Genomic DNA, 22340 nt, shown 5'->3' on the forward strand with positions numbered 1-22340 from the left:
CCCGCATCCGGGTGCCCCCGGGGCACGGCGTCCACACGCGCGTACGTCCTCCTGTGTGATCACTCCGCAAGCCCTGCCGGTTTCAGGCGTTTTGTCTGCTTAGCATGCGGGGTCCGCGCATCCCGGGCAGGACGCCCGCCCCGTACGAGAGGACACCAGATGGCGCCCACGGGCCGTCACCGCCGACTGGCCGAGCACGCCTTCTCCCCGCACGACGCCGTGATGGGCGCCGCCGCGCGGCACCTGGCCCGCCGGCGCTTCCTCACCGTCACCGCGGCCGCCGCCGCGCTCGCCTTCTCCACCAACACCCCGGCCCGCGGCGCGGTGGCCGCCCCCGAGCGCGCCGCGCGGATCACCAAGGACCCGTTCACGCTCGGCGTCGCCTCCGGTGATCCGCTGCCGGACTCGGTGCTGCTGTGGACCCGGCTCGCGCCCGAGCCGTTCCTGGAGGACGGCGGCATGGGCACGGAGCGGGTCACGGTCGAGTGGGAGGTGGCCCTCGACGAGTACTTCGCGGCCGTCCTGTTCCGGGGCACCGCCGAAGCGCACGCCGAGTACAACCACAGCGTGCACGTCGATGTGCAGGGCCTGACGCCGGGCACCGTGTACTACTACCGCTTCCGGGCCGGTGCCTGGATCAGCCCCGCGGGCCGTACCCGCACCGCGCCGCCGGCGGGCAGCGCCGCCGCCACGCTGAGGCTGGGGGCCGTCGCCTGCCAGGCGTACATGGACGGCTACTACACCGTGCTGCGGCACCTGGCCCAGGACGACGTCGACGTGGTCTTCCACCTCGGCGACTACCTGTACGAATACGCCGTGAACCCGTCGGGCGGCGAGCGCCGCTACACCGACCTCGTGCTGCCCGACGTCTTCAACCGCGAGACCATGACTCTCGCGGACTACCGGCTGCGCTACTCCCTGTACAAGAGCGACGAGGACCTCAAGGCCGCCCACGCCGCGCACCCCTTCGTGGTCGCCTGGGACGACCACGAGACCGAGAACAACTACGCCGACGACATCCCCGAGAACGGCATCCCTCCGGAGGAGTTCCTGCTGCGGCGGGCGGCCGCCTACCGCGCGTACTGGGAGAACCAGCCGCTGCGCGCCGCACAGCTGCCCCAGGGCCCGGACGCCCAGCTCTACCGCAGGCTGCACTGGGGCACGCTCGCCCAGTTCGACATCCTCGACACCCGGCAGTACCGCTCCGACCAGGCCTACGACGACCGGCCGCACGCCCCCGGGCCGGAGTCGGACGATCCGGCGCGCACCATCACCGGCGCGGCGCAGGAGCAGTGGCTGCTGGAAGGCTGGCGGAACTCGACGGCGCTGTGGAACGTGATGCCCCAGCAGGTCTGCTTCTCCCAGCGCAAGTTCGACGTGACCGCCGACGCCGCGCTCTCCATGGACGCCTGGGACGGCTACCGCGCCTCGCGCGACCGGGTCGTGGCCGGAGCGAAGGCCGCCGGGATCGAGAACTGGCTGATCCTCACCGGTGACGTGCACGTGGGCTACGCCCTCGACGTCAAGGAGGACTTCGACGACCCGGCGTCGGCCACCGTCGGCACGGAGGTCACCTGCACCTCGGTCGCCAGCGGCCGGGACGGCGTGGAGCAGCCCGCCAACTGGGACCTGTACATGCGGGCCAACCCGCACATGAAGTTCTACAACGGCAAGCGCGGGTACGTCCGCGCCGAAATCGGCCGCCAGGCCACCCGCCTCGACTTCCGGACGGTCTCCGCCATCAGCACGCCCGGCGCCCCCGTCACCACCGCCGCGTCCTTCGTCACCGAGGCGGGCAATCCGGGGCTGACCCCCGCCTGACGCCCTGCCCGGTTCCGGTCCGGCCAGCGCGCCCGCGTACTGCACTTGGCACCCGACGCGTCCCCCATCGCGCGAAAGACGCCCGGTCCGGACATGGCCGCGGACCCCACCGGCAAGGACTGTGACTTCGCCGGACCCGCACCACGACCCGTGGTCACCCACCGACACCCGCTGTCTCGCACAGCCCTCGAAGGAGGCACATCGCATGGTCGGCAGACATGCCGCGCGCAGCCGCCGCGCCGCCCTCACCGCGCTCGGCGCCCTGGTCCTGACCGCAGTCCCCGCCGCGGCGTCGGCCGCCCCGCCGCCCGCTCCGGGGCCGGTGTCCGCAGCCCGGACGCCCGGCGCGGGAAAACCCCCGGCACAGGTGCTGAGCGCCATGCAAAGGGACCTGGGGCTGACGCCGGCCCAGGCGTCGGCCAGGCTGGTCAACGAGGCGGAGGCGGGCACCCGCGCGGGCATGCTGCGCAACATGCTGGGCGACCGCTTCGCCGGGGCCTGGGTGAGCGGCGCGACCTCCGCCGAACTGACCGTCGCCACCACCGACGCCGCGGACACGGCCGCCATCGAGGCCCAGGGCGCCGAGGCGGCGGTCGTCGACAAGGGGCTGGCGGAGCTCCGCTCGGTCAAGGAGAAGCTGGACGCCGCCGCCGCGCGGGCCGGGTCGCACGAGACACCGGTCTGGTTCGTCGACGTCCGGACCAACCGGGTCGTGGTACAGGCCACCAGCGAGTCGGCCGCCGCGGACTTCGTCGGGGCCGCCGGGGTCGAGGACCAGGACGTCGGCGTGCGGGTCTCGGCAGACCGCCCCCGGGTGTTCAAGGACCTCGTCGGAGGCGACGCCTACTACATCGACGGCCAGGCCCGCTGCTCCATCGGCTTCTCCGTCACCAAGGACCAGCAGCAGGGCTTCGCCACGGCCGGCCACTGCGGCGAGCCGGGCGCGACGACCACCGGAGCCGACGAGACCGACCAGGGCACCTTCCAGGCGTCCACCTTCCCGGGCAAGGACATGGCCTGGGTGGGCGTCAACGCCGACTGGACCGCCACCCCGGACATCAACGGCGAGGGCGGCCAGAAGGTGCAGATCGACGGCTCGGTGGAGGCGCTCGTCGGCGCGTCCGTCTGCCGGTCCGGTTCCACCACGGGATGGCACTGCGGCACGGTCCAGCAGCACGACACGAGCGTCAGCTACCCGCAGGGCACCGTCGACGGCCTGACCCAGACCACGGTGTGCGCCGAACCCGGCGACTCCGGCGGCCCCTTCGTCGCGGGCACCCAGGCGCAGGGCACCACGTCCGGCGGCTCCGGTGACTGCACGAACGGCGGGACCACCTTCTACCAGCCGATCAATCCGCTGCTCAGCGACTTCGGCCTCACTCTCAGGACCACCTCCGCCGAGGCGGGAACGCCCGCACCGCAGGACAACGCGGCGGCGGACGCGTGGGCCGCGGGCCGGGTCTACGACGTCGGGGCCACGGTGTCCCACGCGGGGCAGCGCTACCGGTGCCTGCAGAACCACCAGGCGCAGGGCGTCTGGTCGCCCGAGGCGACGCCGGCCCTGTGGCAGCGCGTCTGACGGAGGGTGAGCCGGCGTACGGCTCGGGCGCGGGGCCGCCGTGCGAGGCGGCGGCCCCGCGCCCTCGTCATGGTCCGGCGAGGAGCGCGTAGGCGGTGGCGATGAACGGGTCCCGGGCGCGGAAGCGGCGGGTGCAGACCGCGGCCAGGGCCGTGCCGGTGTCCGGGCGGAATCCGAGGAACGCCTGCTGGCCGAGGGTGGCGCCGCTGTGGAAGTACATCGGTCCGCCGTCGGTGGGGTGCCGGAACCACGCCACCGTGTGCACGTGCCGGTGGCCCAGCCCGCGACGGAGCACCGGCACGCGTACCGCCCGCAGCGCGCCGGCCGCCGGTGAGCGGGCCGGGTCGAGGTGGGCCTCGAGGAAGGTGAGGAGGTCGTGCGGGGTGGACCGGACGGCGCCCGCCGCCTGGAAGCCGCCCGCGTCGAAGGCCGGGACCGGGGTCCGGCCGTCCCTGCGGTGGCCGGTGGCGTCGGTCTTCTCGTCCCCCGCGCACAGGGCGGTGCCGCTCAGGCCGAGAGGGCGCAGGACCTGCCCGGTGAGCAGCTCCTCCCAGGTTCTGCCGGTGGTGGCGGCGAGTGCGTGTCCGAGGACGGAGACGCCGTAGTTGGAGTAGTGCCAGCGGGTCCCGGGGCGGTGGCGCGGGCCGTGGCGCAGGAAGGCGCCGGTCAGCCGTTCGGCCGGGTAGCGGGCGTAGGGGTTGGTGCGCCAGGCGGGCAGGGCGCGGGGGACGAAGTCGGCGGGCAGGGCCGGGAGTCCCGAGGTGTGGGTGATGAGGTGGGCGAGGGTCACGGGGTGCGGGCCGGCCGGGCGGCCGGGGTCCAGGCAGGCGGCGGCCGGTTCGGCGCCGGTGAGCACGCCGCGCCGGATCAGCAGGGTCAGCAGCAGTCCGGTGAGGGTCTTGGAGGCCGAGCCGATCTCGTAGCGCAGGTCCTCCCGCTCGACGGCGGGCGGCGTGGCCGTGCCGCCGCTGTGGAGGGTGCGCCGGCCCTGCCGGGAGACGGCGAAGACGGCGTCGGGCGCGTCGGAGGCGTCGACGGCCTCGGCCAGCCGGTCGCGCAGGGCCCCCTCGTCGGACGGCCCGGGGGACGCGGCCGCGGGCGGGACGTGCTCGTCCTCGTCGTGGGGGTCGCCCGGCCAGGGCGCGGGGCGGGCCGTCATGAGGAGCTGTGCGCCAGCTCGCTGAGGGCGCGGGAGGTGGCCAGCACGGACGCGTAGGCGGCGACCAGCGTCGGGTGGTAGACGATGTCGAACACCGTGTCGGGGTCTCCCTCGGGCATCGTCCGTACGGCGGGCATGGCGCCGTCGGGCTGCTGAGCTGCGGCGAAGGCCCGCCACGCGGGTTCGTCCAGGGTCGGCCGGGGCAGGCAGGCGTCCACGACGAGGAGTTCGCCGAGCAGGTCCCAGCGCTCCAGGTCAAGCCAGTCGTCGATCCAGACCGGCAGCCAGGTGGCGAGGTATTCGGCGATGGGCTCCGGCAGGCCGTCGGACCGCTCGCCCCAGTCGGTGAGGTGGAAGACGGTGTGGGTGATGTCGTAGGCGGTGTGGCCCTCGACCGTCCACGGTTCGGGTGTGCCGGCCAGCCAGGTGGTGCCCACCAGGTCGGCCTCGGGCGGCCGGGCCGGCAGGCCGAAGCGGCGCTGGAAGGCGGACAGGCCCAGGCGCCGGGTCGGGGTCACGGGGAACCGCGTCCAGCTGTCCAGGCGGTGGTTGAGCACGGTGGCCCGCTCGATCTCGGGCTGGCTGTAGCCCAGCTCCTTGAACGGCAGGTACACCTCGAAGGGCACGGGTGAGAACGGTTCGACGCGCTGTCCGCGCACCAGCATGCGGCCGCCGTCCAGCGTGTCCCGCCAGACGTGGTCGAGCAGTTGGCGGGCCAGTTGGGCCTGCCGGGAGCCGGCGACGCCCTCGCGGAAGAGCACCTTGCAGATCAGGGCGAGTTCGCCGATCGGCTTGAAGCGCTCCAGGAAGCCGATCTCGGGGTCCACGTCCGGCTCCAGCCGGAAGCCGTCGCGGTGGGCCCAGAGCCACTCCAGGGCGCCCGCTCCGACGCGGTGGATCAGTCGGGTGTCCGTCATCCGGGCACTCCTTGTCCGGCGTGGTCCGCGTCGCGCACCGGTGCCGTGGTGAGGGCCGCGGCGAACACCGCCATCAGGGTGGAGTGGTAGCAGTCGGTGAAGGCGTAGGGGCCCTCCTGCCCCGGTGGGGCGGCGTCCTGGAGGGCGCCCTCCTCGGGGACGGCGCCGCAGGCGTGCTGTGCCGCCGCGACGCGGTGCCAGGCGTCCTCCAGGACGGCCGGCTCCGGCGGGCTCGGGAGGCTCGCCGCCACCGCCAGCAGCTCGCAGCTCAGGTCGTACATGCGGGCGTCGAGGCAGGTGTCCAGCCAGGGCGGCAGCCAGTGCCGCAGGTAGTCCGTCAGGTCCGGTGGCACGCCTTGCGGGGTGCGGCCCCACTCGGTGAGGTGGAAGACGACGTGGGTCAGCGCATATCCGGCCGCGCGTTCGAAGGTCCACGGCTCGGGCAGGCCGCCCAGCCAGGTGCGGTCCAGCGCCTGCGGCACCCCGCCGTGCGGACGCAGACCGCTGCGCCGCTCGGCCTCGATGACGCCGAGCCGCCGGGTGGGGTACTGCTCGGTCAGCCGCCAGCCGCGGGTGCGGGCCACCACGGCGGCGGACGCCTCGTAGCCGGGGTGGCGGTAGCCGGCCGAGGCGAAGGCCGCGTAGACCTCCAACGGGTAGGTGGCGAAGGGCTCCAGCGACTGCATCAGCGGGAACATCTCGCCCTCGCGGGTCTGTTGCCAGGCGAAGTCCAGCAGCTCGGCCACCGGTGCGTGCAGCGGGTCCGAGGCCGGGGTGCGGGCGGACACCGACGCGCACACCTGGGCCAGTTCGCCCAGCGGCTTCCAGGTGTGGTTGACCTGGCCGTCCGCCGCGAGCGCGTCCTCGCCGAGCGAGAAGCGGTCGCGGTGGGTCCACACCCAGTCCAGGGCGGCCTCCTCGACCCGCCGGGCGCTCACAGGAGCACTCCGGCCGGCATCAGCCGCGCCGCCTCCAGCTGGAGGGCCACCCGGGGGTCGCCGCCGCCCATGAGCCGTACGAAGTCGAGGCCGGCCTCCAGGCCGAGGGTGGCGGGCACCCCGTCCAGGAGGGTGAGCCAGCGTCCGGCTCCGGCCGCCTGCTGCCAGTCGCGGCGGCGTACCGCCCGTACGAAGCCGCGGGCGACGTCCACCGGGCGGCGGCGGGCGGCGCGCATGACCGCGTTGTCCTCGCCGGGCAGCGCGAGCGGGGCCAGGACGGCGAGCTGGTGGGTCAGGTACTGCCAGCCGGCGCCGTCGAGCCAGCGGGCATCGGGTTCCGCGCCCGCCTCGGCGGCGAGCGGGTCGTTCGGGGGTTGTCCCAGCCGGCGCAGGGCCCGGGTCATCGCCCAGTGGCTCCACGCGACGGCCGGGGCCGCGTCGCCGCGGGGCGGATGGGCCGCCACGGCGTCCTGGAACACGGCGAGTTGGCCGGGGTCGGGCTCAAGTCCCAACAGGGTGGTGGGCAGCAGCAGGTCGGCGCCCAGGACACGCACCGCCGCGCGTGCGACGCCGTCACCCGATCCGCCTGCCGCGAGGGTGCCCCCCGCTCGCACGTGGTCTCCGCTCCGAAGAGCGGAGACCACGTCGGAAGCGAGGTCCAGCACCGTTCCCTGGAGAAGGGCTGACGTGCTCGACTGCTCCATCTCACTGCTCCCGTCGGTCCGTCAACCCTTCTTGGGGCGCGGGGTCGGCGGCGAAAGCAGCAGGGTGGTGCCTCCGGACTGCAGGGCGAGTGCGGCGCACTCGCGGCTGTCGCGGAAGACTCCGTCGGGCTCGGTCGGGTCGAGTACTGCTTCGATGTCGATGTTCTCGGTGCGGACTTCCTCGAGCACCTTGTCCTTGGAAGGCATTTCACCATCTCCCTCTGGTAGCCAAAGGCCTTCACACCACAGGTGTCCGGTAAGCCACAAAGCATGCCTCTCTTCTCAAAAAACCCATTCCGTCACTTCTTCAACAAATCGGGCATGCTGCGTCCATCCGCTCAGTGCGGGGCGCGGACCACCCGCAGCGTCCGCACCGACGGATCCGCCGCGTCCGGGATCAGGACGCCGTGGTCCGCGCCGCTGCGCAGGTAGTCCAGGACCTCGCCGGTGATGACCTCGCCGGGGGCGACGACGGGCACACCCGGCGGGTAGGGGCTGATCATCTCCGCGGAGATGCGCCCGGCGGCCCGTTCGGCGGGCACGTGCTCCACCGGGGCGAAGAACGCCGCGCGCGGCAGCATCGCCTGTTCCAGTTCCAGCGCGGAGGGCTCGGGCAGCCGCACCGGCGGCCTGCGCTGCATGGAGTCCGCCCCGTCGGCGAGCGCGCGCAGGGCGTCCAGCAGCACCTCCTCCGTCCGGTCGTCGTCGGCGTGGGTGATCGAGGCGCTGATGCGGCAGGTGTCGGAGCCGCCGAGGTCGACGTGGCAGTGGTCCCGCACCCATTCGGTCGCCTGCATGCCGCTGACGCCCAGCTCCCGCACGTCGATCACGATCTTGAGCGGGTCGTAGGCGGCGGCGAGCCCGGCGTCGACGACCTCCTGCCCCATGGGGCGCAGCCCCGGCATGGCGGCGACCGCGGCGCGGACGCGTTCCGCCCGGCCGAGCGCGGCACCGAGCAGTTCACGGCCCTGCTCGACCATCTGCCGGCGCCAGCCGTCGAGCGTGGCGAACACCAGGGTCGAGGCGCTCGTGGTGCCCAGCAGGTCCTCGCGCTGTTTGAGCACCTCGGGCGAGACCCGGTCGTACTGGAGGTGGAAGACGGAGCTCTGCTCGATGGCGCCGCCCATCTTGTGGACGCTGGTCACCACCAGATCGGCCCCGGTGTCCATGCCCCAGGCGGGCAGGCCGGAGTGGAACGGCAGGTGGGCGCCCCAGGCCTCGTCCACGATGAGGGGGACGTCGAACTCGTGGCACACCCGGGCCACGCCCGCGATGTCGGCGCACGTCCCCCAGTCCGTGGGCGTGATGAGCAACATGCCCTTGGCGTCCGGGTGTTCCTCCAGTTTGCGGCGTACGTCGTCCGGCTCGGGCGGGTGGGCGAGATGCCGCTCGGTGTCGAACTTCGGGTGCACCCAGACGGGTTCGACGCCGTTGACGACGACGGCCGCGACCACCGCTTTGTGCGCGTTGCGCGAGACCAGCAGCTTCTCGCCGGGGCCGGCCACGGCCAGCATCGCGGTCTTGACCGACAGGGAGCTGCCGCAGGTGGAGAAGAAGGCCTGGTCGGCGCCGACCGCGTCGGCCATCAGTTCCTGGGCGCGACTCACCACGCCCTGGGACTGGCGGCGGTCGTCCAGCCCGTTGAGGGAGAGGACGTCGGAGCGGAAGACGTCCATGCCGACGATCTCCGCGACCCTCGGGTCGACGCCGCGGCCCTGTTTGTGTCCCGGCGGCCCGTAGGCGATGTCCCCCCGGCGGCGGAAGTCCTGCAGCGCTTCCAGTACGGGCACCCGCGAGTGATCCATCGTTCCTCCCACGTCGGTTCGGGGCGCGCCGTCCGGTTCCGCAGGCTCGCGGCCGCGCGGCGCATGGAACGTATTGCACCCGCCCCGACGCGGAAACCAGGCTGGTGTCGCGGCGGCCGGGCGGTGGAACCCGGGAACGGCACGCATTCGGAGCATCCGACCCGAGGAGGCCGCGTGACCCGCACGCTCGACGACGTCCACGAGGACATCCGCCAGGAGGTGGCCGGCCGGGCGGGGGCCCTGTGGGACGTCGCGCTGCGGCTGCACGCCGACCCCGAGTACGCCTTCGCCGAGCACCGGGCGGCGGCCCTGCTCTCGGGCGAGCTGGAACGTGCCGGTTTCGCGGTGGAGCGGGGCGTCGCGGGGATGCCGACCGCGTTCGCGGCGCGCTCGGGCCAGGGCCGCCCCGCGGTGGCGCTGCCGCTGGAGTACGACGCCCTGCCGGGCCTCGGCCACGCCTGCGGCCACAATCTCATCGCGGCGGCGGGCCTGGGAGCGGCGCTCGCTCTCCACGCGGTACTGGGCGGCCGCGCCGGATGCGTCATGGCCGTGGGCACGCCCGCCGAGGAGGGCGGGGGCGGGAAGGTCCTCGAAGTGGACGCCGGGGTGTTCGACGAGGTGGACGCGGCGCTGATGTTCCACCCGGGGGTGTACGACTGGCGGCGGGCGCCGCTGACCGCGCAGGTGCAGTACCGGGTGGCCTTCCACGGGCGGGCCGCGCACCCGACGGGCAACCCGACCGAGGGCATCGACGCGCTGGCGGCCCTGGTGGAGTTGTTCAACGTGCTGGGCGCGGTCGGCCGGCGGCTGCCGGAGGCCTCGCACGTGCAGGGCATCGTCACGCACGGGGGAACGGCCACCAACATCGTGCCCGAGTACGCCCAGGGGCTGTTCGGGTTGCGGGCGGCCACCTCACGGGCGCTGGACGAGCTGATCGGTCAGCTGAGCGAGTGCGCCGAGGGGGTGGCCCGGGCCACCGGCACGCGGGCCGAGGTGGAGCGCGCCACGGTCCGCTACGACCACTTCCGGGACAGCGGGGTGCTGTCCGACCGCTTCGCGGCGCATCTGTCCGGGGCGGGGATCACGCTGACGCCGCCCGTGCCGGGCGTGCACCTGGGGTCCTCGGACATCGGCAACGTGAGTGTGCGGGTGCCGGCCGTTCACCCGTTCGTGGCGATCATGGGCGAGGACGGTTCCGACCACACCCCCGAGTTCGCCGAGGCCGCCGCCTCGGAGCGGGCCCGCGGGGTGGCCGTCGCCGCGGCCGCCGCGCTGGCCTGCACCGCGGCGGACGTCCTGCTCCGCCCCGAACTGCGCGCCGAGGCCTGGGCGGCCCACCGCGCGGCGGAGGCGGCGGAGCGCTGATCCGGCGTCCCGACGCCGTGTCGGACAGCCTCGGGGGCGGCCTGGTCGCGCGACCGGGCGACGCGCGCGCGGACGCCGTTGCGTACAGCATCCCTGGGACGCCGTCGGGCACCGGGCGGGCGGCAGGGACCGACAACGGAACCCGAAGCAAGGCTCACACCCGGCCGGGTCCGCGCGCCCGGAACACGCACTCGCAGGGCAGTCCCGCCCGCACGCGACACCACGAAGCCGCTTTCGGCTCCGTCCCGCTGGGCCGCCGCGGGCGGCCTCGCCCACGCACCACGCGCGGACCTCCCCGCCCGCGGGAAGCAGGTCGTCCGAGCAGACCACACGGACCGGAACGGAACCCGAACCGGTCTCACACCCAGCCGCCGGTCAGCACGCTCACGCAGCGACCCCGCCCCATCCCGTGGCGCGCTGCGTCTTGAGGCCGTCTCGGGCACCGGGCGGGTCACGGGAACGCGGGCCGGGGCGCGCGCGGGGCTCACGCTCGGCGCAGGCGCCAGACGTGGTCCTCTCGGAAGCCCTCGACACCCTCGGGGGACGCGCTCGGTCGGCGGACGGTCTCCTCGGTCTCTACGGTCCACTCGTCGGCCGGCAGGGCCAGTTCGGCGAGGACTCCCTCCAGGGTGGGGAAGACGGCGTCGAACGGCGGCTCGGTCTGCCAGGAGGGCCAGCCGGCGTGCAGGACGAGCAGCAGGGTGCCGCCGTGTGCCACGGCCCGCGCGGCGGCGCGCAGGACCGTCCGCTGGTCGAGTTCGACCGGGGACTGCAGGTAGTGGGCGCTCACCAGGTCGAAGGACCCCTCGGGGAACGACTTGCCCAGCTCGTGGCGTTCCCAGGCGACGCGGTCGCCGACCCCGGCGTCCGCGGCGTGTCCGGCGGCGCGTTCGAGCGCGGTGCCGGAGATGTCCACGCCGGTGACCCGCCAGCCGCGTGAGGCCAGCCACACGGCGTCCGCGCCCTCGCCGCAGCCCAGGTCCAGCGCCGTGCCGGGGGTGAGGTCGCTCGCCTCGCGGACCAGCAGTTCGTTGGGGCGGCCGCTCCAGACGCGGTCGCTGTCGCGGTAGCGGGCTTCCCAGAACTCCGCGGCGGGAGCCGTCGCGGGTGTGTCGGCCATGATGCCTCCTGGGGCGTACGGGCCGTCTGCCCGGCCGGGCGCGAGACGGTCACGCGCCCTGCGTGCAGGCTGCACCCGCGGGAGCCGGAACGACAAAGGTCTTTGCTGTTCCGGCAAGCCGCGCCCCGGCATCAGCGCGCCAGGGCGTCGGCCCCGGGCTCCCCGGCGTCCGTGCGCACCCACACCGTCCGCTGCGGGAAGGGGATGTCGATGCCCGCCTCGTCCAGGGCGTCCTTCACCCGGCGGCGCAGCTCGCGGGTGACGCCCCACTGCTGGAGCGGCACGGTCTTGACCGCGAGCCGCACGAGGACACCGTCGGCGTCCAGGGACTGCACGCCCCACACCACCGGGTCCTCGAGCAGCACGTCCGCGTAGTCCGGGTCCTCGCGCAGGGCGCGGCCGGTGTCCTCCAGGACGCGGTGGACCGTGTCGAGGTCGGCGTCGTAGGCCACGGCGACGTCCAGGACGGCACGCGCCCATTCCTGGCTGTCGTTGCGGACCCGCAGGATCTCGCCGTTGCGGATGTGCCACAGCCCGCCGTTGAGGTCGCGGACGTGCGTCAGCCGCAGACCGACGTGCTCCACCTCGCCGACGGCCTCCCCGAGGTCGACCGAGTCGCCGACGCCGTACTGGTCCTCGATCATGATGAGCAGGCCGGACAGGTAGTCCGCGACCAGGCTCTGCGCGCCGAAGCCGATCGCGAGGCCCACCACCCCGGCACTGGCCAGCAGCGGTCCCAGCGCGATGCCGACCTGGTCGAGCACCATGGCCACGCCCACCATGAAGAGCACGATGGTCACCGCGCTGCTGAGGACGGAGCCGATGGTGCGTGCGCGCTGTTCGCGGCGCTGCCGTGCCCGGGAGCGGTCGCGGTGCAGTACGGCGGCCCCACGGCCCGTACGCCGGGGCCGGCTGGTCTCGGGCTCGCCGGACGGCGGTTCCAGCACGCGCTGGACGACCCGGGTGATGGCCCGTTTGGCCACCGCGCGCAGCACCAGCAGGACCACGACGATGAGCGCGATGCGCAGCGGGATCCCGATCAGTGCGGCGGTGTGGTCGCCGATCCAGTCCGACCACGAGGCCGCCGACTGCGCGTCCGTGCTCGGTCCGGTGGGTGGTGCGGTGTGCGACATCGGCTGGGGTGCTCCGTCCTCGGGGGTCGTGTTCGCCGTCGGGCGCGCCTACCCACGGGGCGCTCGAACATGAGGCCCGGCCACTCATCACCCTTCCCCCACTTGCCCTTTATGTCCGACCGTTGCACCATCCTCACTCGCCGACGGCCCATCACCGGCGCCGGCCCGGGCACCCGGAACGGAGTCATCCACAGCGGAGGGGGGACCTGCGGCGTGGTTACCGTTGCCGTCCTGCTGCTGCCCGGACTGGGGCTGCTGTTGTTCACCATGACGTACCTGGAGGACCGGCTCTTCGGCGATCCGGAGCCACCCCGGCACGCCCGGCGCCGGCATCTGCGGCTGCTCCCGGGCGGCAGGGACGAGGCCGCCGAAGCCTCATCGGCCCGGCGCCGGGAAGAGGCGGCGGAAGGCCGTACACCGGGCCGGCACGCCGCCTGACGTCCGCCGTCCGGCGCGGCGGGGTCCGCGAAGGCGCCGCGCACGCGCGTCGTAGGGTGGGGAAGTGCCCGAGGTGGACGCAGCGCGTGACAGCGGTCGCGCGACTCGGGCGAGGAGAGCGGATGGACACCGGGGAACTGCCCGACGAGGACACCGAGTTCGTGGCCTTCTGGCAGGAGCGCCGGGTGTGCTTCCTGTCGACACCGCGCGCCGACGGCACTGCACATCTGGTCCCGGTCGGGGTGACGTACGACCACGCCACCCGCACCGCGCGGGTCATCACGAGCCGGGGCACCGCGAAGGTGCGCAACGTCGAGCGGGCGGGGGCCCCCGTCGTGGCCGTGAGCCAGGCCGACGGCAGGCGCTGGTCCACGCTCGAGGGCGTGGCGACCGTACGGTACGACGCCGAGGCGGTCCGCGACGCCGAGACCCGGTACGCGGACCGCTACCGCCGGCCCCGGGCGAACCCGGACCGGGTCGTCGTCGAGATCGCCGTACGGCGCTTCCTCGGCACCGTGCGCCCTCTCGCGAGGACCCCGGAGGCGTAATCCCCGCCGGGTTCCTCACTCGCTCCGGACCGGTGGACGACGGCCGAGGCTGCTGGGCCACCACGCGACGGCGCCGATGTCCCGGGCGAGCGCCGGCACCAGCAGCGAGCGCACCACGAGCGTGTCCAGGAGCACGCCGAAGGCCACGATGAAGGCGATCTGCACCAGGAACGCCAGCGGGATCACCCCGAGGGCCGCGAAGGTGGCGGCGAGCACGACACCGGCCGAGGTGATGACACCCCCGGTGGCGGTCAGCCCGCGCAGGATGCCCTCCCGCACGCCGTGCTCCAGCGACTCCTGCCGGACCCGGGACATGAGGAAGATGTTGTAGTCCACGCCCAGGGCGACCAGGAACACGAACCCGTACAGCGGGACGGAGGCGTCGGTGCCGCTGAAGCCGAACACGTGGGTGAAGACGAGCGCCGAGACGCCCAGGGTCGCCACGAAGTTCAGGGCCACCGTCGCCACCAGCAGCACCGGCATCAGCAGGGACCTCAGCAGGACGATCAGGATGACCAGGATGATGGCGAGGACGACGGGCACGATCAGCGTGCGGTCGTGCTCGGCGGTGCGCTGGGTGTCGTACTGCTGGGCGGTGTAGCCGCCGACCAGCGCGTCCGCGCCGGGCACGTCGTGGACGGCCGTCCTGAGCCGGGCCACCGTCTTCTTGGCCGCGTCGCTGTCGGCCGGAGCCTGCAGCGTCGCGTCGATCCGCACCCGCCCGTCGACCGCCTTGGGCTCGCCGCCTCCGGGACGGCCGGAGGCGGTCACCGCGTCGGCGGACGCCACGCCCTCGGTGTCGCGGGCCGCCGCGAGGACCGGGTCGAGCCGGTCGGCGTCGGCGATGATCACGGCCGGGTTGCCGGAGCCGCCCGGGAAGTGCCGGGCCAGGGTCTGCTGGGCGGCGACCGAGGGGGCGTCGTTGACGAAGATCTCGTCCAGCGGCACCCCCTTGGCGGTCAGGGTCGGCGCGAAGGCGGCGCAGGCGACCAGCGCGGCCAGGGAGATCGCCCAGATGCGGCGCGGGGTGCGGTCGACCCGCTCGGCGACGCGGTGCCACAGGCGGTGGCCGGCCTCCGGGTCGCCGGCCCGGACGGGCTTGGCCGGCCAGTAGGCGGCCCGGCCGAGCAGGACCAGGACGGCGGGCAGGAAGGTGAGCGTGCTCAGGACCGCGCAGACGATGCCGATGGCGCCGACCGGCCCGAGCGCGCGGTTGTTGGTCAGGTCGCTGAGGAGCAGGGCCAGCAGCCCGAGGGCGACGGTGGCCGCGCTGGCCACGACGGCTCCCCAGGAGGCACGCAGCGCCGCACGGACGGCGGCGAACCGGTCGGGGTGGCGGGGCAGTTCCTCGCGGAAGCGGGCGGTGAGCAGCAGCGCGTAGTCGGTCGCGGCGCCGATGACCAGGATGGAGAGGATGCCCTGCACCTGCCCGTCGACGCGGACGACGTCGCGGTCGGCGAGGGCGTAGACGACGGCGCAGGCCAGGCCCAGCGCGAACACGGCACTGATGATGATCACCAGGGGCAGCAGAACGCTGCGGTAGACGAGCAGCAGGATCACGAGCACCGTGACCAGTGCGACGCCGAGCAGCAGCCCGTCGATGCCCGAGAAGGCGTCGGAGAGGTCGGCCTGTGAGGCGGCCGGTCCGGCGAGCTGCGCGCGGGTGCCGGGCACCTGCCCGGCGGCCTCCTCGATGCGCTCCAGGACGTCGGGCAGGCGGTCACCGAGGCCGGGTTCGACCTGGACGACGGCCTGCAGGGCCTCGCCGTCGCGCGAGGGCACGGCCGGGGAGGCGGGACCGACGATGCCGGGCTCGCCCTCCAGGCCCGCGACCGAACGGGTGGCCGCGTCCCGGTGTCCCGCGGCGGCGCCCCCGTCGTCCGCCGTCCACACGACGATCACCGGGAGGGTCTCGTCCTGCTGGAAGGCCTGCTGTGCGTCGATGACCTGCGTCGACTCGGCGCTGCGGGGCAGGAAGGCGGCCTGGTCGTTGGTGGCGACCTCGCCGAGCTTCCCGGCGTACGGGCCGAGCGTGCCGCCGATGCCGAGCCAGACCAGGAGCAGGACGAGGGGGACGAGCCAGCGGGCCCGTCGGGAGGGGTTGGCCATCGGTTTCAGGTCTCCAGGTCTCAGGTCTCAGCGGCGCGGAACCGTCTCGATCATAAACAGTCTCAATGATTGAGCTAATTGCGGGACGCAGTCCGTGTCGTGCCATGCCTACTACTGCCCGGGCCCGTCCTCCGGATGCGCCACGCGCCGGGAAATCAGCGGTCCTCCGACCGCACCAGGCCCAGTTCCTCGTTCATCGCCGCCAGGAAGCGGAGCACGACCGCCAGTTCGGCGTCGTCGAAGCGCGCGCGGGCGGTGGCCGCCGCGTCGGCCAGCGGACGGAAGTACGTGCGTGCCGCGGCGCGTGCGTCGGGCACGTAGTGCAGGTGGACGACCCTGCGGTCGGCGCTCTCCCGGACCCGGCGGACGTGCCCCGCGCGCTCCAGCCGGTCCACGCACGCCGTCACCGCGCCGGAGGTGAGGCCCAGATGCTCGCGCAGCCGCCCCGGCGTCATGGGCTCGCGTGCGTCGAGGATCGCCGCGAGCGCCTGGACGTCGGTGGCGTGCAGGCCGTGGGTGCCGGCGAAGCTCTGCACGAGGCGGTTGATCTCGCCGTTCATCCGCCGCAACTGCACGGCCAGGGCCTGGAGGTCGCCCGCCTCGGGCCCGGTGCCGGTCCCCCGCTCGTTCGCGTGCTGTCCGCGCTGGTTCGCTGTCGCCACGCGATCAGCGTATAGAAGGGGCGGGGGACCGCCGTGCGCAGCGCCCCGGACGTCAGGTGAACGGGCCGTTCGGCGGGCGGGTGCCGGGGCTGTCGGGACGCGCCGTGTGGTCCGGGTGGCCGCGGGTGCGGCGGTCCTCCTTCATCTCCGCCTCGTACAGGTGGTCGCGGCCCTCGGCGAGCCGGTCCACGGCCTCGCGTTCCAGGGCCTTGAACGCCTCGTAGTACGTCCGGTCGTACGCCTCGACGATCTGGAACGTCCAGTGGCCGGGGATGACGTTGCGTCCGAGGATCTCCTCCTCCACCCGCTGTGCCCATTCGGGGTGGCCCGCCTCGCGCAGCAGCCGCACCGCGCGGTCCAGTTCCAGGTCGGCCGTGCCGGTGAGCTGGTGGAAGGAGAACAGGTGGCCCCGGGCGCGCTCGGTCGTCTCCAGCGCCTTGGACAGGGAGCCGAGGGCCGCCACCGTGCCGTCGCTGACGCCCTCGGGACGCCGGTGCGGGTCTTCCATGCCGGGTGTTCTCCTTCCGGTCAGGCCAGCGGGTCGTGGCCCCAGTTCATGAGCGAGTACCGCCAGCGGGTGTCCTCGACGTCGCCCGAGGGGCGCTGGGCCAGGTGGCGGCGGATGTAGCCGACGACCTTGCGCATGTGCCGGTGGTCGTCGTCCGAGAGGTCGCTCTTCCTGGTCCGCAGGATGTCCACGATGCGGCGGCCGGAGGCGTGCCCGGTGGACTCTCCACCGTCCTTGTGCTGACCGGCGTCCCGCGACCGGTCGGAGGCCAGCCATTTCTCCAGGTCGGCCGGTGTCATGTTCACCAGCTCGCGGAACTCGTCCCAGGTCTTCTTCCGCTCCTCGGCGTCCACGGCGCCTACTTCTTCTTCTTGAGCGCGGACGGCTTGTGCACGGCCGACCTGCCCGACTTGTCGCTGCGGACCTGGTACTGCGGGTCGTCGGAGGAGGCGTCGACGGTGCGGCCCGCGGCCTCGGTCCGCTCAGTGATCTCCTTCTCCACCTCGCCCTCGGTCTCGGTGCCGTGGGTGCTCCAGGCGACCTTGTCGCCCTTCTCGAGGCCGTCGCCGCCGTCGCGGTTCTTCGCCATCCCGGTGCTCCTTCGCTCGCGCGTCGCTCGGGGTGAGGGAGGCCGGGACGTGGGGGCAGGGCGGTGCCCGGCTGCGCGATCGCGTGCCTCCTCGCTCCTCCACCCCAGCCTGGACCCCGCGCGCGGGTCACACCACTCGGACGGGGCGCCGGAACCGTCGTTCACGCCCGAACTATCCTGGCCCCGGTGCCGCCGTCCACCGCCCCGCCCGTCACCGCCGCCGTTCCAGGAGCAGCCCGTTGAACACCAGCACAGCCACCCCGGACAGCTACTACGAGCGCATCGACGAGCACCGCTACAAGCCCACCGAGCACGCGGGCGGCGCGTGGAGCGCGGACGAGCAGCACTTCAGCCCGCTCGGGGGACTGATCGTCCACGCCGTCGACCGCCATCTGGCCGGACGTGCCGGTGCGGCCATGTCGCTCAGCCGGATCAGCTTCGACATCCTCGGCCGGCCGGCGCTGGACGAGTGCGAGATACGGGTGGAGACCGTCCGGCCCGGCCGGACCATCGAGCTGGTCGAGGCGACCGTGTTCATCTCGGGCCGCTCGGTGACGCGTGCCAGGGCCTGGCTGCTCGCCGACGTGGACACAGAAGCGGTCGCCGCGGGTGCCGCGGACCCGCTCACCCCGCCCCGGAACCTGGCGCCCTGGCCCATGGCCGCCCAGTGGCCCGGCGGCTACATCGCCTCCCTGGACGTACGTCCGCTCGCCCCGCCCCGGCCGGGCCGCACCACCGCCTGGGTCTCCACCGGCCTCGAACTGGTCGCCGGCGAGACGGCGAGCCCGCTGGCGTCCTATGTGGCGCTGGTCGACACGGCCAACGGGATCGCGGTGCGGCAGTCGCCCGCGGAGTGGATGTTCCCGAACGTCGACCTGACCCTGCACCTGCACCGCGCGCCGCGCGGTCGCTGGACGGGCCTCGACACCACCGTGGTCTTCGGCCCCACCGGCCAGGGCATCACCAGCACGGTGCTGCACGACCTCGACGGCCCCGTGGGCCACGCCCAGCAGATGCTCACCGTCCGTCCGCAGCCATGAGCGAGGGGCGCGTCCCGGGCCCCCTCCGTGGTGCGCCCCGGCAGCCGGGCGGAAGAGACGGTCAAGAGGGGATGAGGACCAGCCGGCCGCGCACCTCGCCGGCCTCCAGTCCGCGGTGGGCGTCCGCCGTCATCGACAGCGGCAGTCGGCCGGCGACGCGTGGGCGCCAGGGGGTGTCGCGCAGGAGGCGGACGACGCCGTCCGCCGCGTCGGCGAGGTCGGCGGCCGTGGCGTTGCTGATGGCGAAGCCCACGATGCTCGCGTCCCTGGTGTAGAGCCGCCCCACCGGCAGTTCGGCGGCCCCGCCGCCCAGTCCGGCCATCGCGACCAGGCGCCCGCCGTGCGCCAGTGCCTCCACGGAGTCGGCGAGCAGGGCGTGCCCGGAGGTGTCCAGGTGCACGTCGTAGCCGTCGGGAGCGGCCCGGCGCACCCGCTCGCCGAGGCCGGGCGCGCGGTGGTCGAGTACTTCGGCGGCGCCCAGGGCCCGTACCGCCTCGGCGTCCTCGGCCCGCGCGGTGGCGACCACGCGGGCCCCGGCGCGGACCGCCAGTGCCACGGCGGCTCCACCGACGTTCCCGGCGCCGCCGCCGACGTACACCGTCTCCCCCGCCCCGAGCCGGGCGTGCCGGAACAGCGCCAGCCAGGCCGACGCGGCCGGGTGCGCGGCCGCCACGAGATCCTCGCCGGCGATGTCCGGCGGGGCGGCGTAGAGCCGGTCGGCGGCGACCGTCGCGTACTGGGCGCAGGAGCCCTGCCGGCCCGCGTGCCCGAGGCTGTTGCACCAGACCCGCTGCCCGGGGGCGAAGCCCGCGGCGCCGGGGCCCGCCAGCGCGACCTCGCCCACCAGGTCCCGGCCCACGACGAAGGGGAAGGGCAGCGGCGTGGCGTACGCGCCGGAGCGTACGAAGGTGTCCACGGGGTTGACGGCGACGGCTTCGACCCGCACGAGCACGTCCGTGGGTCCGACCGCCGGCACCGGCAGCTCCCCGTGACGGATGTGGTCGGCCGGGCCGACGGATTCGATGTACGCCGCGCGCATGACGTCGGGGACTTCGTCGGTCATGGCCTCATGCTACGAACGGGCGGCGGTACCGCGGCCTGCCGGCCGGCGGGTGTGGCCGCCGCGCGCAGCCTGCGGCCGCGGCGGGTGAGGCCCCAGGGCTTGAGGAGCGAGATCACCGTCATGAAGACGTAGGCGGACAGCGAGACGACCGGTCCGAACAGCACGTCGCCCGCGTCGGGGAGCGTGCCGCCCGCGGCGACCTCGGTCACGGCCGCGTTCACCCCGGGGCGCAGTGCGAGGACGGTGGCGGTCGTCGTGGCCAGCGTGAGCCAGAACTTCGTGAACACCCACCGGTGCCGGGCCAGCCCCCAGGGGGTCCCCAGGGCCAGCACCACTCCGCTAACGAGGGTGAGGAACGCGAGCGGCAGCAGGAGCCAGTCGGCGAAGAGCTTCATGGCGCGGACACCGGCTTCCACGGCGACCGGGGACGCGGTGGTGGCGGCGGTGAGTCCGAGCGCCAGCAGTCCGAGCGAGAGCCCGAGCCAGCCGGCGGAGGCGACGACGTGGACGACGAGGGAGGCCCGGCGTGCGGGACGGCTGAGTTTCACACCGCCCACGGTGCCGGGCGACGGCCGCCCGGGCGTCCCGCGACGGGAGTAACCGCGTGTACCGACGCGGGCGTAGGACACCGGGAGGGGCGTACGTCCGGGGTCGTGCCCCGCCGTTCCGGCCGGCGAGGTGACCGCGGCGAAAAGGAGAAGCGTCCCACGCATTAACTGGACATTGCGGAATGCGAAATGCGGCGCTTTTCTGGCCGACCTCGTACGAAAAAGTCGCGGAGCACTACGGAAAACGTCTGGAGATCACTATTCTTGAACCGCTTCGCCGAGGTGGCGCAGCCGCTGCCGACGCGTCCGGGGAGGGACGCCGACGCAGTCGTCGGGGGGCGGAAGAATCCGGGAATTCACGTAGGCGTGCACGGGCTGCGATTCCCGCACGCACGACGCGGGCCCTTCCCTCGCCACCCCGGTCCCATGTGACGAAAGCCGAGGAATTCCGTGAGACGCATGACCTCCGTCCTTCTGTCCCTCAGCGCCCTGCTGGCGGTCTCCGCCGTGTCCGCTCCGGCGGCCGGAGCGGCTCCGTCGGCCGACCGGCCGGGCGGCGTGCCCGCCGGCTGGGAGGCGGTGGACGCCACCGAGCTGGCGCGCCTGAGCGAGGAGGCGGACGCGCGGCGGGCGCCGCTCGCCGCCGGGGACGCGGCCGCGGCCGCGGAGCCCGAGCTGCTGGCCGTGCAGTCGGTCGCCAACGGACGGTTCGCCGCCACCGAGGTGAACTACCCCGCCCCGAACACCGGCGTCCTGCGGGCACGTTCGGCAGAGTTCGGCGGCTCCTGGGAGAGCTTCGCCTTCGAGTGGGACGAGACCACCCAGACGTACGCGCTGAAGTCCCTGGCGAACAACCGGTACGTGGCGGTGGAGAAGAACTACACGGGCAGCGCGCAGAACGTGCTGCGCGCCCGCTCCACGAGCGTGGGCGGCTGGGAGCGGTTCACCCTGTACTACAGCGAGAGCCTGGACCGCTGGGCGCTTCAGTCCACGCTGAACGGTCTCTTCGTGACCATGGAGAACGGCTACACCGGCTCGCTCCAGTACGCCCTGCGTGCCCGCTCCGCCGACATCACCGGCTCCTGGGAGGAGTTCGTCCTCCACCCCCTCGGTGCCTGAGAGGCACCGACGGAGCGGGCCGCCGGCGCTCGCGCCCGTACCCGGGCGCCGGCCCTCCGGCCGGCGTCAGAGCGCGGGCGCACGCCGTACGGTGATGCCGTTCCGTTCGAGCAGCGCGGCCGTCACCCCGTCACCCGGCACCAGTTCCCCGGTGAACGAACCGTCGTACACGCCGGCCCGGCCGCACGAGGAGCTGCGGGGCATCAACAGGGCCTGCGTGCAGCCGTTGCGCCGCGCCGTCTCGAGTGCGCGGCGCGCTCCGTCGACGAACTGGGCCGTCACGTCGTCCCCCGTGTCCTCCACGACGCGCGCGGTGCCGTCCAGGACGTCGTGCCCGTCGCCGCCGACCAGTTCGGCGGGCCGCCGGGGCGTGGCGAGCCCGCCCGCGACCTCCGGGCAGAAGGACACGACCGTTCGGCCGGCCACCGCCTCCTCGACCTCCGGCGACGCCTTGTGGCGTCCGTCGAACCGGCAGGGCACCCCGCGCAGACACGCGCTGACCAGGATCGTTTCCATGCCCTCACTCCAGGACCCGCGCAACCCGGCGCGGCCGTGGGGCGAGCAGGCCGCTCAGGTCTCGTGGCGCGCCTTCATCACCGCCTTGTTCAGCACCCGCAGTCCGAGCCCGATCGCCGGCAGCGCGCCAGCGTTGCAGCTTGGGACCGAGAGCACGGTGCAACGGGGTGTCGTCGGCACCCTCCGGCAAGCCCGCCCCCGCGTTGCTGGAATGTCCAACCACCGATGTCGGTTGCGGTACACCGAAGGAGGTCACGAGTGGACACGACGTACTACGACCACGGAACGCCGGCGGAGCGCTGGGAGCGCGCGGGCATGTTCTTCGACGCCAAGGACTACGCCGCCGCGGCGCGGGTCCTCGGCGGGCTGGTCGAGGAGGTGCCCGAGCAGAACGGACCGCGGCTGCTGCTGGCACGCGCCTACTACCACTCGGCCCAGCTGCGGCGCGCGGAGGCCGAGCTGAGGATCCTCGTCGAGCGGGACCCCGTCGAGCAGTACGCCCGGCTGATGCTGGGACGCACGCTCGAACGGCAGGGGCGGCAGGAGGAGGCCGACACGCACCTGCGGATCGCCGCCGCCCTGTCGGGCGACTTCGCGGGGCTCTGAGCGACCACGCCGCGGTGAACCGGGCGAGCGGTGGGTACGGCGCCGTACCCACC

The 22340-nt window shown here is 73.9% G+C and carries 24 protein-coding genes; 8 read left to right on the forward strand and 16 right to left on the reverse strand.

Annotated features, from left to right (window positions below):
• The first annotated feature begins 159 nt into the window (after nucleotides 1-159).
• Both ACFW47_RS23635 and ACFW47_RS23640 read left to right on the forward strand, forming a co-directional pair.
• Nucleotides 160-1821, forward strand: coding sequence for an alkaline phosphatase D family protein (locus tag ACFW47_RS23635; RefSeq protein ID WP_386277654.1), 1662 nt, complete (start codon nucleotides 160-162; stop codon nucleotides 1819-1821).
• Nucleotides 1822-2026: 205 nt separating this feature from the next.
• On the forward strand, nucleotides 2027-3400 hold the full coding sequence (locus tag ACFW47_RS23640; protein ID WP_386306939.1) for an alpha-lytic protease prodomain-containing protein: 1374 nt from the start codon (nucleotides 2027-2029) through the stop codon (nucleotides 3398-3400).
• 67 nt (nucleotides 3401-3467) lie between these two features.
• Here ACFW47_RS23640 and ACFW47_RS23645 read toward each other — a convergent pair whose 3' ends face one another.
• The 6 genes from ACFW47_RS23645 to ACFW47_RS23670 all read right to left on the reverse strand — a co-directional run bounded on the left by ACFW47_RS23645 (nucleotide 3468) and on the right by ACFW47_RS23670 (nucleotide 8923).
• Nucleotides 3468-4559, reverse strand: coding sequence for a serine hydrolase domain-containing protein (locus tag ACFW47_RS23645; protein ID WP_386306940.1), 1092 nt, complete (start codon nucleotides 4557-4559; stop codon nucleotides 3468-3470).
• Nucleotides 4556-5476 carry a DUF6895 family protein gene (locus tag ACFW47_RS23650; protein WP_386277661.1) on the reverse strand — a complete coding sequence of 307 codons (921 nt, stop codon included), beginning with the start codon at nucleotides 5474-5476 and terminating at the stop codon, nucleotides 4556-4558. Before ACFW47_RS23650 ends, ACFW47_RS23645 begins: the two co-directional genes overlap by 4 nt.
• Nucleotides 5473-6414, reverse strand: a complete 942-nt coding sequence (locus ACFW47_RS23655) for a DUF6895 family protein (RefSeq protein WP_386306941.1) — start codon at nucleotides 6412-6414, stop codon at nucleotides 5473-5475. Before ACFW47_RS23655 ends, ACFW47_RS23650 begins: the two co-directional genes overlap by 4 nt.
• On the reverse strand, nucleotides 6411-7118 hold the full coding sequence (locus ACFW47_RS23660; RefSeq protein WP_386277665.1) for a hypothetical protein: 708 nt from the start codon (nucleotides 7116-7118) through the stop codon (nucleotides 6411-6413). Before ACFW47_RS23660 ends, ACFW47_RS23655 begins: the two co-directional genes overlap by 4 nt.
• Before the next feature lie 21 nt (nucleotides 7119-7139).
• Nucleotides 7140-7325 carry a hypothetical protein gene (locus tag ACFW47_RS23665; RefSeq protein WP_272588904.1) on the reverse strand — a complete coding sequence of 62 codons (186 nt, stop codon included), beginning with the start codon at nucleotides 7323-7325 and terminating at the stop codon, nucleotides 7140-7142.
• Between the two features lie 131 nt (nucleotides 7326-7456).
• Nucleotides 7457-8923 carry an aminotransferase class I/II-fold pyridoxal phosphate-dependent enzyme gene (locus ACFW47_RS23670; RefSeq protein WP_386277668.1) on the reverse strand — a complete coding sequence of 489 codons (1467 nt, stop codon included), beginning with the start codon at nucleotides 8921-8923 and terminating at the stop codon, nucleotides 7457-7459.
• A 174-nt stretch (nucleotides 8924-9097) separates the two neighbouring features.
• Here ACFW47_RS23670 and ACFW47_RS23675 point away from each other — a divergent pair, with 174 nt between their 5' ends.
• Nucleotides 9098-10288, forward strand: coding sequence for an amidohydrolase (locus tag ACFW47_RS23675; protein ID WP_386277670.1), 1191 nt, complete (start codon nucleotides 9098-9100; stop codon nucleotides 10286-10288).
• Nucleotides 10289-10772: 484 nt separating this feature from the next.
• Here ACFW47_RS23675 and ACFW47_RS23680 read toward each other — a convergent pair whose 3' ends face one another.
• Both ACFW47_RS23680 and ACFW47_RS23685 read right to left on the reverse strand, forming a co-directional pair.
• Complete coding sequence (locus tag ACFW47_RS23680) at nucleotides 10773-11408, reverse strand: class I SAM-dependent methyltransferase (protein ID WP_386306942.1); 636 nt, start codon at nucleotides 11406-11408, stop codon at nucleotides 10773-10775.
• 131 nt (nucleotides 11409-11539) lie between these two features.
• Nucleotides 11540-12541: a mechanosensitive ion channel family protein gene (locus tag ACFW47_RS23685; RefSeq protein WP_386277674.1), complete on the reverse strand. Its 1002-nt coding sequence runs from the start codon at nucleotides 12539-12541 to the stop codon at nucleotides 11540-11542.
• A 213-nt stretch (nucleotides 12542-12754) separates the two neighbouring features.
• Here ACFW47_RS23685 and ACFW47_RS23690 point away from each other — a divergent pair, with 213 nt between their 5' ends.
• Both ACFW47_RS23690 and ACFW47_RS23695 read left to right on the forward strand, forming a co-directional pair.
• Nucleotides 12755-12979 (forward strand): hypothetical protein, encoded by a 225-nt coding sequence (locus ACFW47_RS23690; protein ID WP_386277676.1) that lies wholly within the window; start codon nucleotides 12755-12757, stop codon nucleotides 12977-12979.
• 122 nt (nucleotides 12980-13101) lie between these two features.
• A complete protein-coding gene (locus ACFW47_RS23695) occupies nucleotides 13102-13527 on the forward strand; it encodes a TIGR03618 family F420-dependent PPOX class oxidoreductase (protein WP_386306943.1) in 426 nt (141 codons plus the stop codon).
• 15 nt (nucleotides 13528-13542) lie between these two features.
• On the opposite strand, the gene ACFW47_RS23700 is transcribed toward ACFW47_RS23695, so the two are convergent.
• From ACFW47_RS23700 to ACFW47_RS23720, 5 genes are all read right to left on the reverse strand, one after another.
• Complete coding sequence (locus ACFW47_RS23700; protein ID WP_386277680.1) at nucleotides 13543-15636, reverse strand: MMPL family transporter; 2094 nt, start codon at nucleotides 15634-15636, stop codon at nucleotides 13543-13545.
• 155 nt (nucleotides 15637-15791) lie between these two features.
• Complete coding sequence (locus tag ACFW47_RS23705) at nucleotides 15792-16298, reverse strand: MarR family winged helix-turn-helix transcriptional regulator (RefSeq protein ID WP_386306944.1); 507 nt, start codon at nucleotides 16296-16298, stop codon at nucleotides 15792-15794.
• 52 nt (nucleotides 16299-16350) lie between these two features.
• Nucleotides 16351-16806, reverse strand: a complete 456-nt coding sequence (locus ACFW47_RS23710) for a hypothetical protein (RefSeq protein ID WP_386277684.1) — start codon at nucleotides 16804-16806, stop codon at nucleotides 16351-16353.
• Nucleotides 16807-16826: 20 nt separating this feature from the next.
• Entirely contained in the window at nucleotides 16827-17159 is a 333-nt protein-coding gene (locus ACFW47_RS23715; protein ID WP_386277686.1) for a DUF3140 domain-containing protein, read from the reverse strand.
• Between the two features lie 5 nt (nucleotides 17160-17164).
• Nucleotides 17165-17395 carry a DUF2945 domain-containing protein gene (locus ACFW47_RS23720; protein ID WP_386277688.1) on the reverse strand — a complete coding sequence of 77 codons (231 nt, stop codon included), beginning with the start codon at nucleotides 17393-17395 and terminating at the stop codon, nucleotides 17165-17167.
• A 239-nt stretch (nucleotides 17396-17634) separates the two neighbouring features.
• Here ACFW47_RS23720 and ACFW47_RS23725 point away from each other — a divergent pair, with 239 nt between their 5' ends.
• The gene (locus ACFW47_RS23725; RefSeq protein ID WP_386306946.1) at nucleotides 17635-18435 is read left to right on the forward strand and encodes a thioesterase family protein; all 801 of its coding nucleotides are present in this window, start codon (nucleotides 17635-17637) and stop codon (nucleotides 18433-18435) included.
• A gap of 61 nt (nucleotides 18436-18496) precedes the next feature.
• On the opposite strand, the gene ACFW47_RS23730 is transcribed toward ACFW47_RS23725, so the two are convergent.
• Nucleotides 18497-19498 carry an NADPH:quinone reductase gene (locus tag ACFW47_RS23730; RefSeq protein WP_386306948.1) on the reverse strand — a complete coding sequence of 334 codons (1002 nt, stop codon included), beginning with the start codon at nucleotides 19496-19498 and terminating at the stop codon, nucleotides 18497-18499.
• On the reverse strand, nucleotides 19495-20046 hold the full coding sequence (locus ACFW47_RS23735; protein WP_386306950.1) for a DUF2269 domain-containing protein: 552 nt from the start codon (nucleotides 20044-20046) through the stop codon (nucleotides 19495-19497). The genes ACFW47_RS23730 and ACFW47_RS23735 overlap by 4 nt, the downstream gene beginning before the upstream one ends.
• Before the next feature lie 459 nt (nucleotides 20047-20505).
• Between ACFW47_RS23735 and ACFW47_RS23740 the strand changes: the two genes are divergently transcribed.
• Nucleotides 20506-21165 carry a hypothetical protein gene (locus ACFW47_RS23740; protein ID WP_386277696.1) on the forward strand — a complete coding sequence of 220 codons (660 nt, stop codon included), beginning with the start codon at nucleotides 20506-20508 and terminating at the stop codon, nucleotides 21163-21165.
• Nucleotides 21166-21231: 66 nt separating this feature from the next.
• Here ACFW47_RS23740 and ACFW47_RS23745 read toward each other — a convergent pair whose 3' ends face one another.
• The gene (locus tag ACFW47_RS23745) at nucleotides 21232-21681 is read right to left on the reverse strand and encodes a DUF523 domain-containing protein (protein WP_386306952.1); all 450 of its coding nucleotides are present in this window, start codon (nucleotides 21679-21681) and stop codon (nucleotides 21232-21234) included.
• A 258-nt stretch (nucleotides 21682-21939) separates the two neighbouring features.
• Between ACFW47_RS23745 and ACFW47_RS23750 the strand changes: the two genes are divergently transcribed.
• Nucleotides 21940-22287, forward strand: coding sequence for a tetratricopeptide repeat protein (locus ACFW47_RS23750; protein ID WP_217248996.1), 348 nt, complete (start codon nucleotides 21940-21942; stop codon nucleotides 22285-22287).
• Nucleotides 22288-22340 lie beyond the last annotated feature (53 nt).

The organism is Streptomyces sp. NPDC058796 (assembly GCF_042745235.1).
In the GTDB taxonomy this organism is placed as follows: Bacteria; Actinomycetota; Actinomycetes; order Streptomycetales; family Streptomycetaceae; genus Streptomyces.

Excerpts from the sequence above, each read along its gene's own strand:
- ACFW47_RS23635 (WP_386277654.1), top strand. The coding sequence starts at position 160 with ATGGCGCCCACGGGCCGTCACCGCCGACTGGCCGAGCACGCCTTCTCC.
- ACFW47_RS23640 (WP_386306939.1), top strand. The coding sequence starts at position 2,027 with ATGGTCGGCAGACATGCCGCGCGCAGCCGCCGCGCCGCCCTCACCGCG.
- ACFW47_RS23645 (WP_386306940.1), bottom strand. The coding sequence starts at position 4,559 with ATGACGGCCCGCCCCGCGCCCTGGCCGGGCGACCCCCACGACGAGGAC.
- ACFW47_RS23650 (WP_386277661.1), bottom strand. The coding sequence starts at position 5,476 with ATGACGGACACCCGACTGATCCACCGCGTCGGAGCGGGCGCCCTGGAG.
- ACFW47_RS23660 (WP_386277665.1), bottom strand. The coding sequence starts at position 7,118 with ATGGAGCAGTCGAGCACGTCAGCCCTTCTCCAGGGAACGGTGCTGGAC.
- ACFW47_RS23665 (WP_272588904.1), bottom strand. The coding sequence starts at position 7,325 with ATGCCTTCCAAGGACAAGGTGCTCGAGGAAGTCCGCACCGAGAACATC.
- ACFW47_RS23670 (WP_386277668.1), bottom strand. The coding sequence starts at position 8,923 with ATGGATCACTCGCGGGTGCCCGTACTGGAAGCGCTGCAGGACTTCCGC.
- ACFW47_RS23680 (WP_386306942.1), bottom strand. The coding sequence starts at position 11,408 with ATGGCCGACACACCCGCGACGGCTCCCGCCGCGGAGTTCTGGGAAGCC.
- ACFW47_RS23685 (WP_386277674.1), bottom strand. The coding sequence starts at position 12,541 with ATGTCGCACACCGCACCACCCACCGGACCGAGCACGGACGCGCAGTCG.
- ACFW47_RS23695 (WP_386306943.1), top strand. The coding sequence starts at position 13,102 with ATGGACACCGGGGAACTGCCCGACGAGGACACCGAGTTCGTGGCCTTC.
- ACFW47_RS23700 (WP_386277680.1), bottom strand. The coding sequence starts at position 15,636 with ATGGCCAACCCCTCCCGACGGGCCCGCTGGCTCGTCCCCCTCGTCCTG.
- ACFW47_RS23710 (WP_386277684.1), bottom strand. The coding sequence starts at position 16,806 with ATGGAAGACCCGCACCGGCGTCCCGAGGGCGTCAGCGACGGCACGGTG.
- ACFW47_RS23720 (WP_386277688.1), bottom strand. The coding sequence starts at position 17,395 with ATGGCGAAGAACCGCGACGGCGGCGACGGCCTCGAGAAGGGCGACAAG.
- ACFW47_RS23730 (WP_386306948.1), bottom strand. The coding sequence starts at position 19,498 with ATGACCGACGAAGTCCCCGACGTCATGCGCGCGGCGTACATCGAATCC.
- ACFW47_RS23740 (WP_386277696.1), top strand. The coding sequence starts at position 20,506 with ATGACCTCCGTCCTTCTGTCCCTCAGCGCCCTGCTGGCGGTCTCCGCC.
- ACFW47_RS23745 (WP_386306952.1), bottom strand. The coding sequence starts at position 21,681 with ATGGAAACGATCCTGGTCAGCGCGTGTCTGCGCGGGGTGCCCTGCCGG.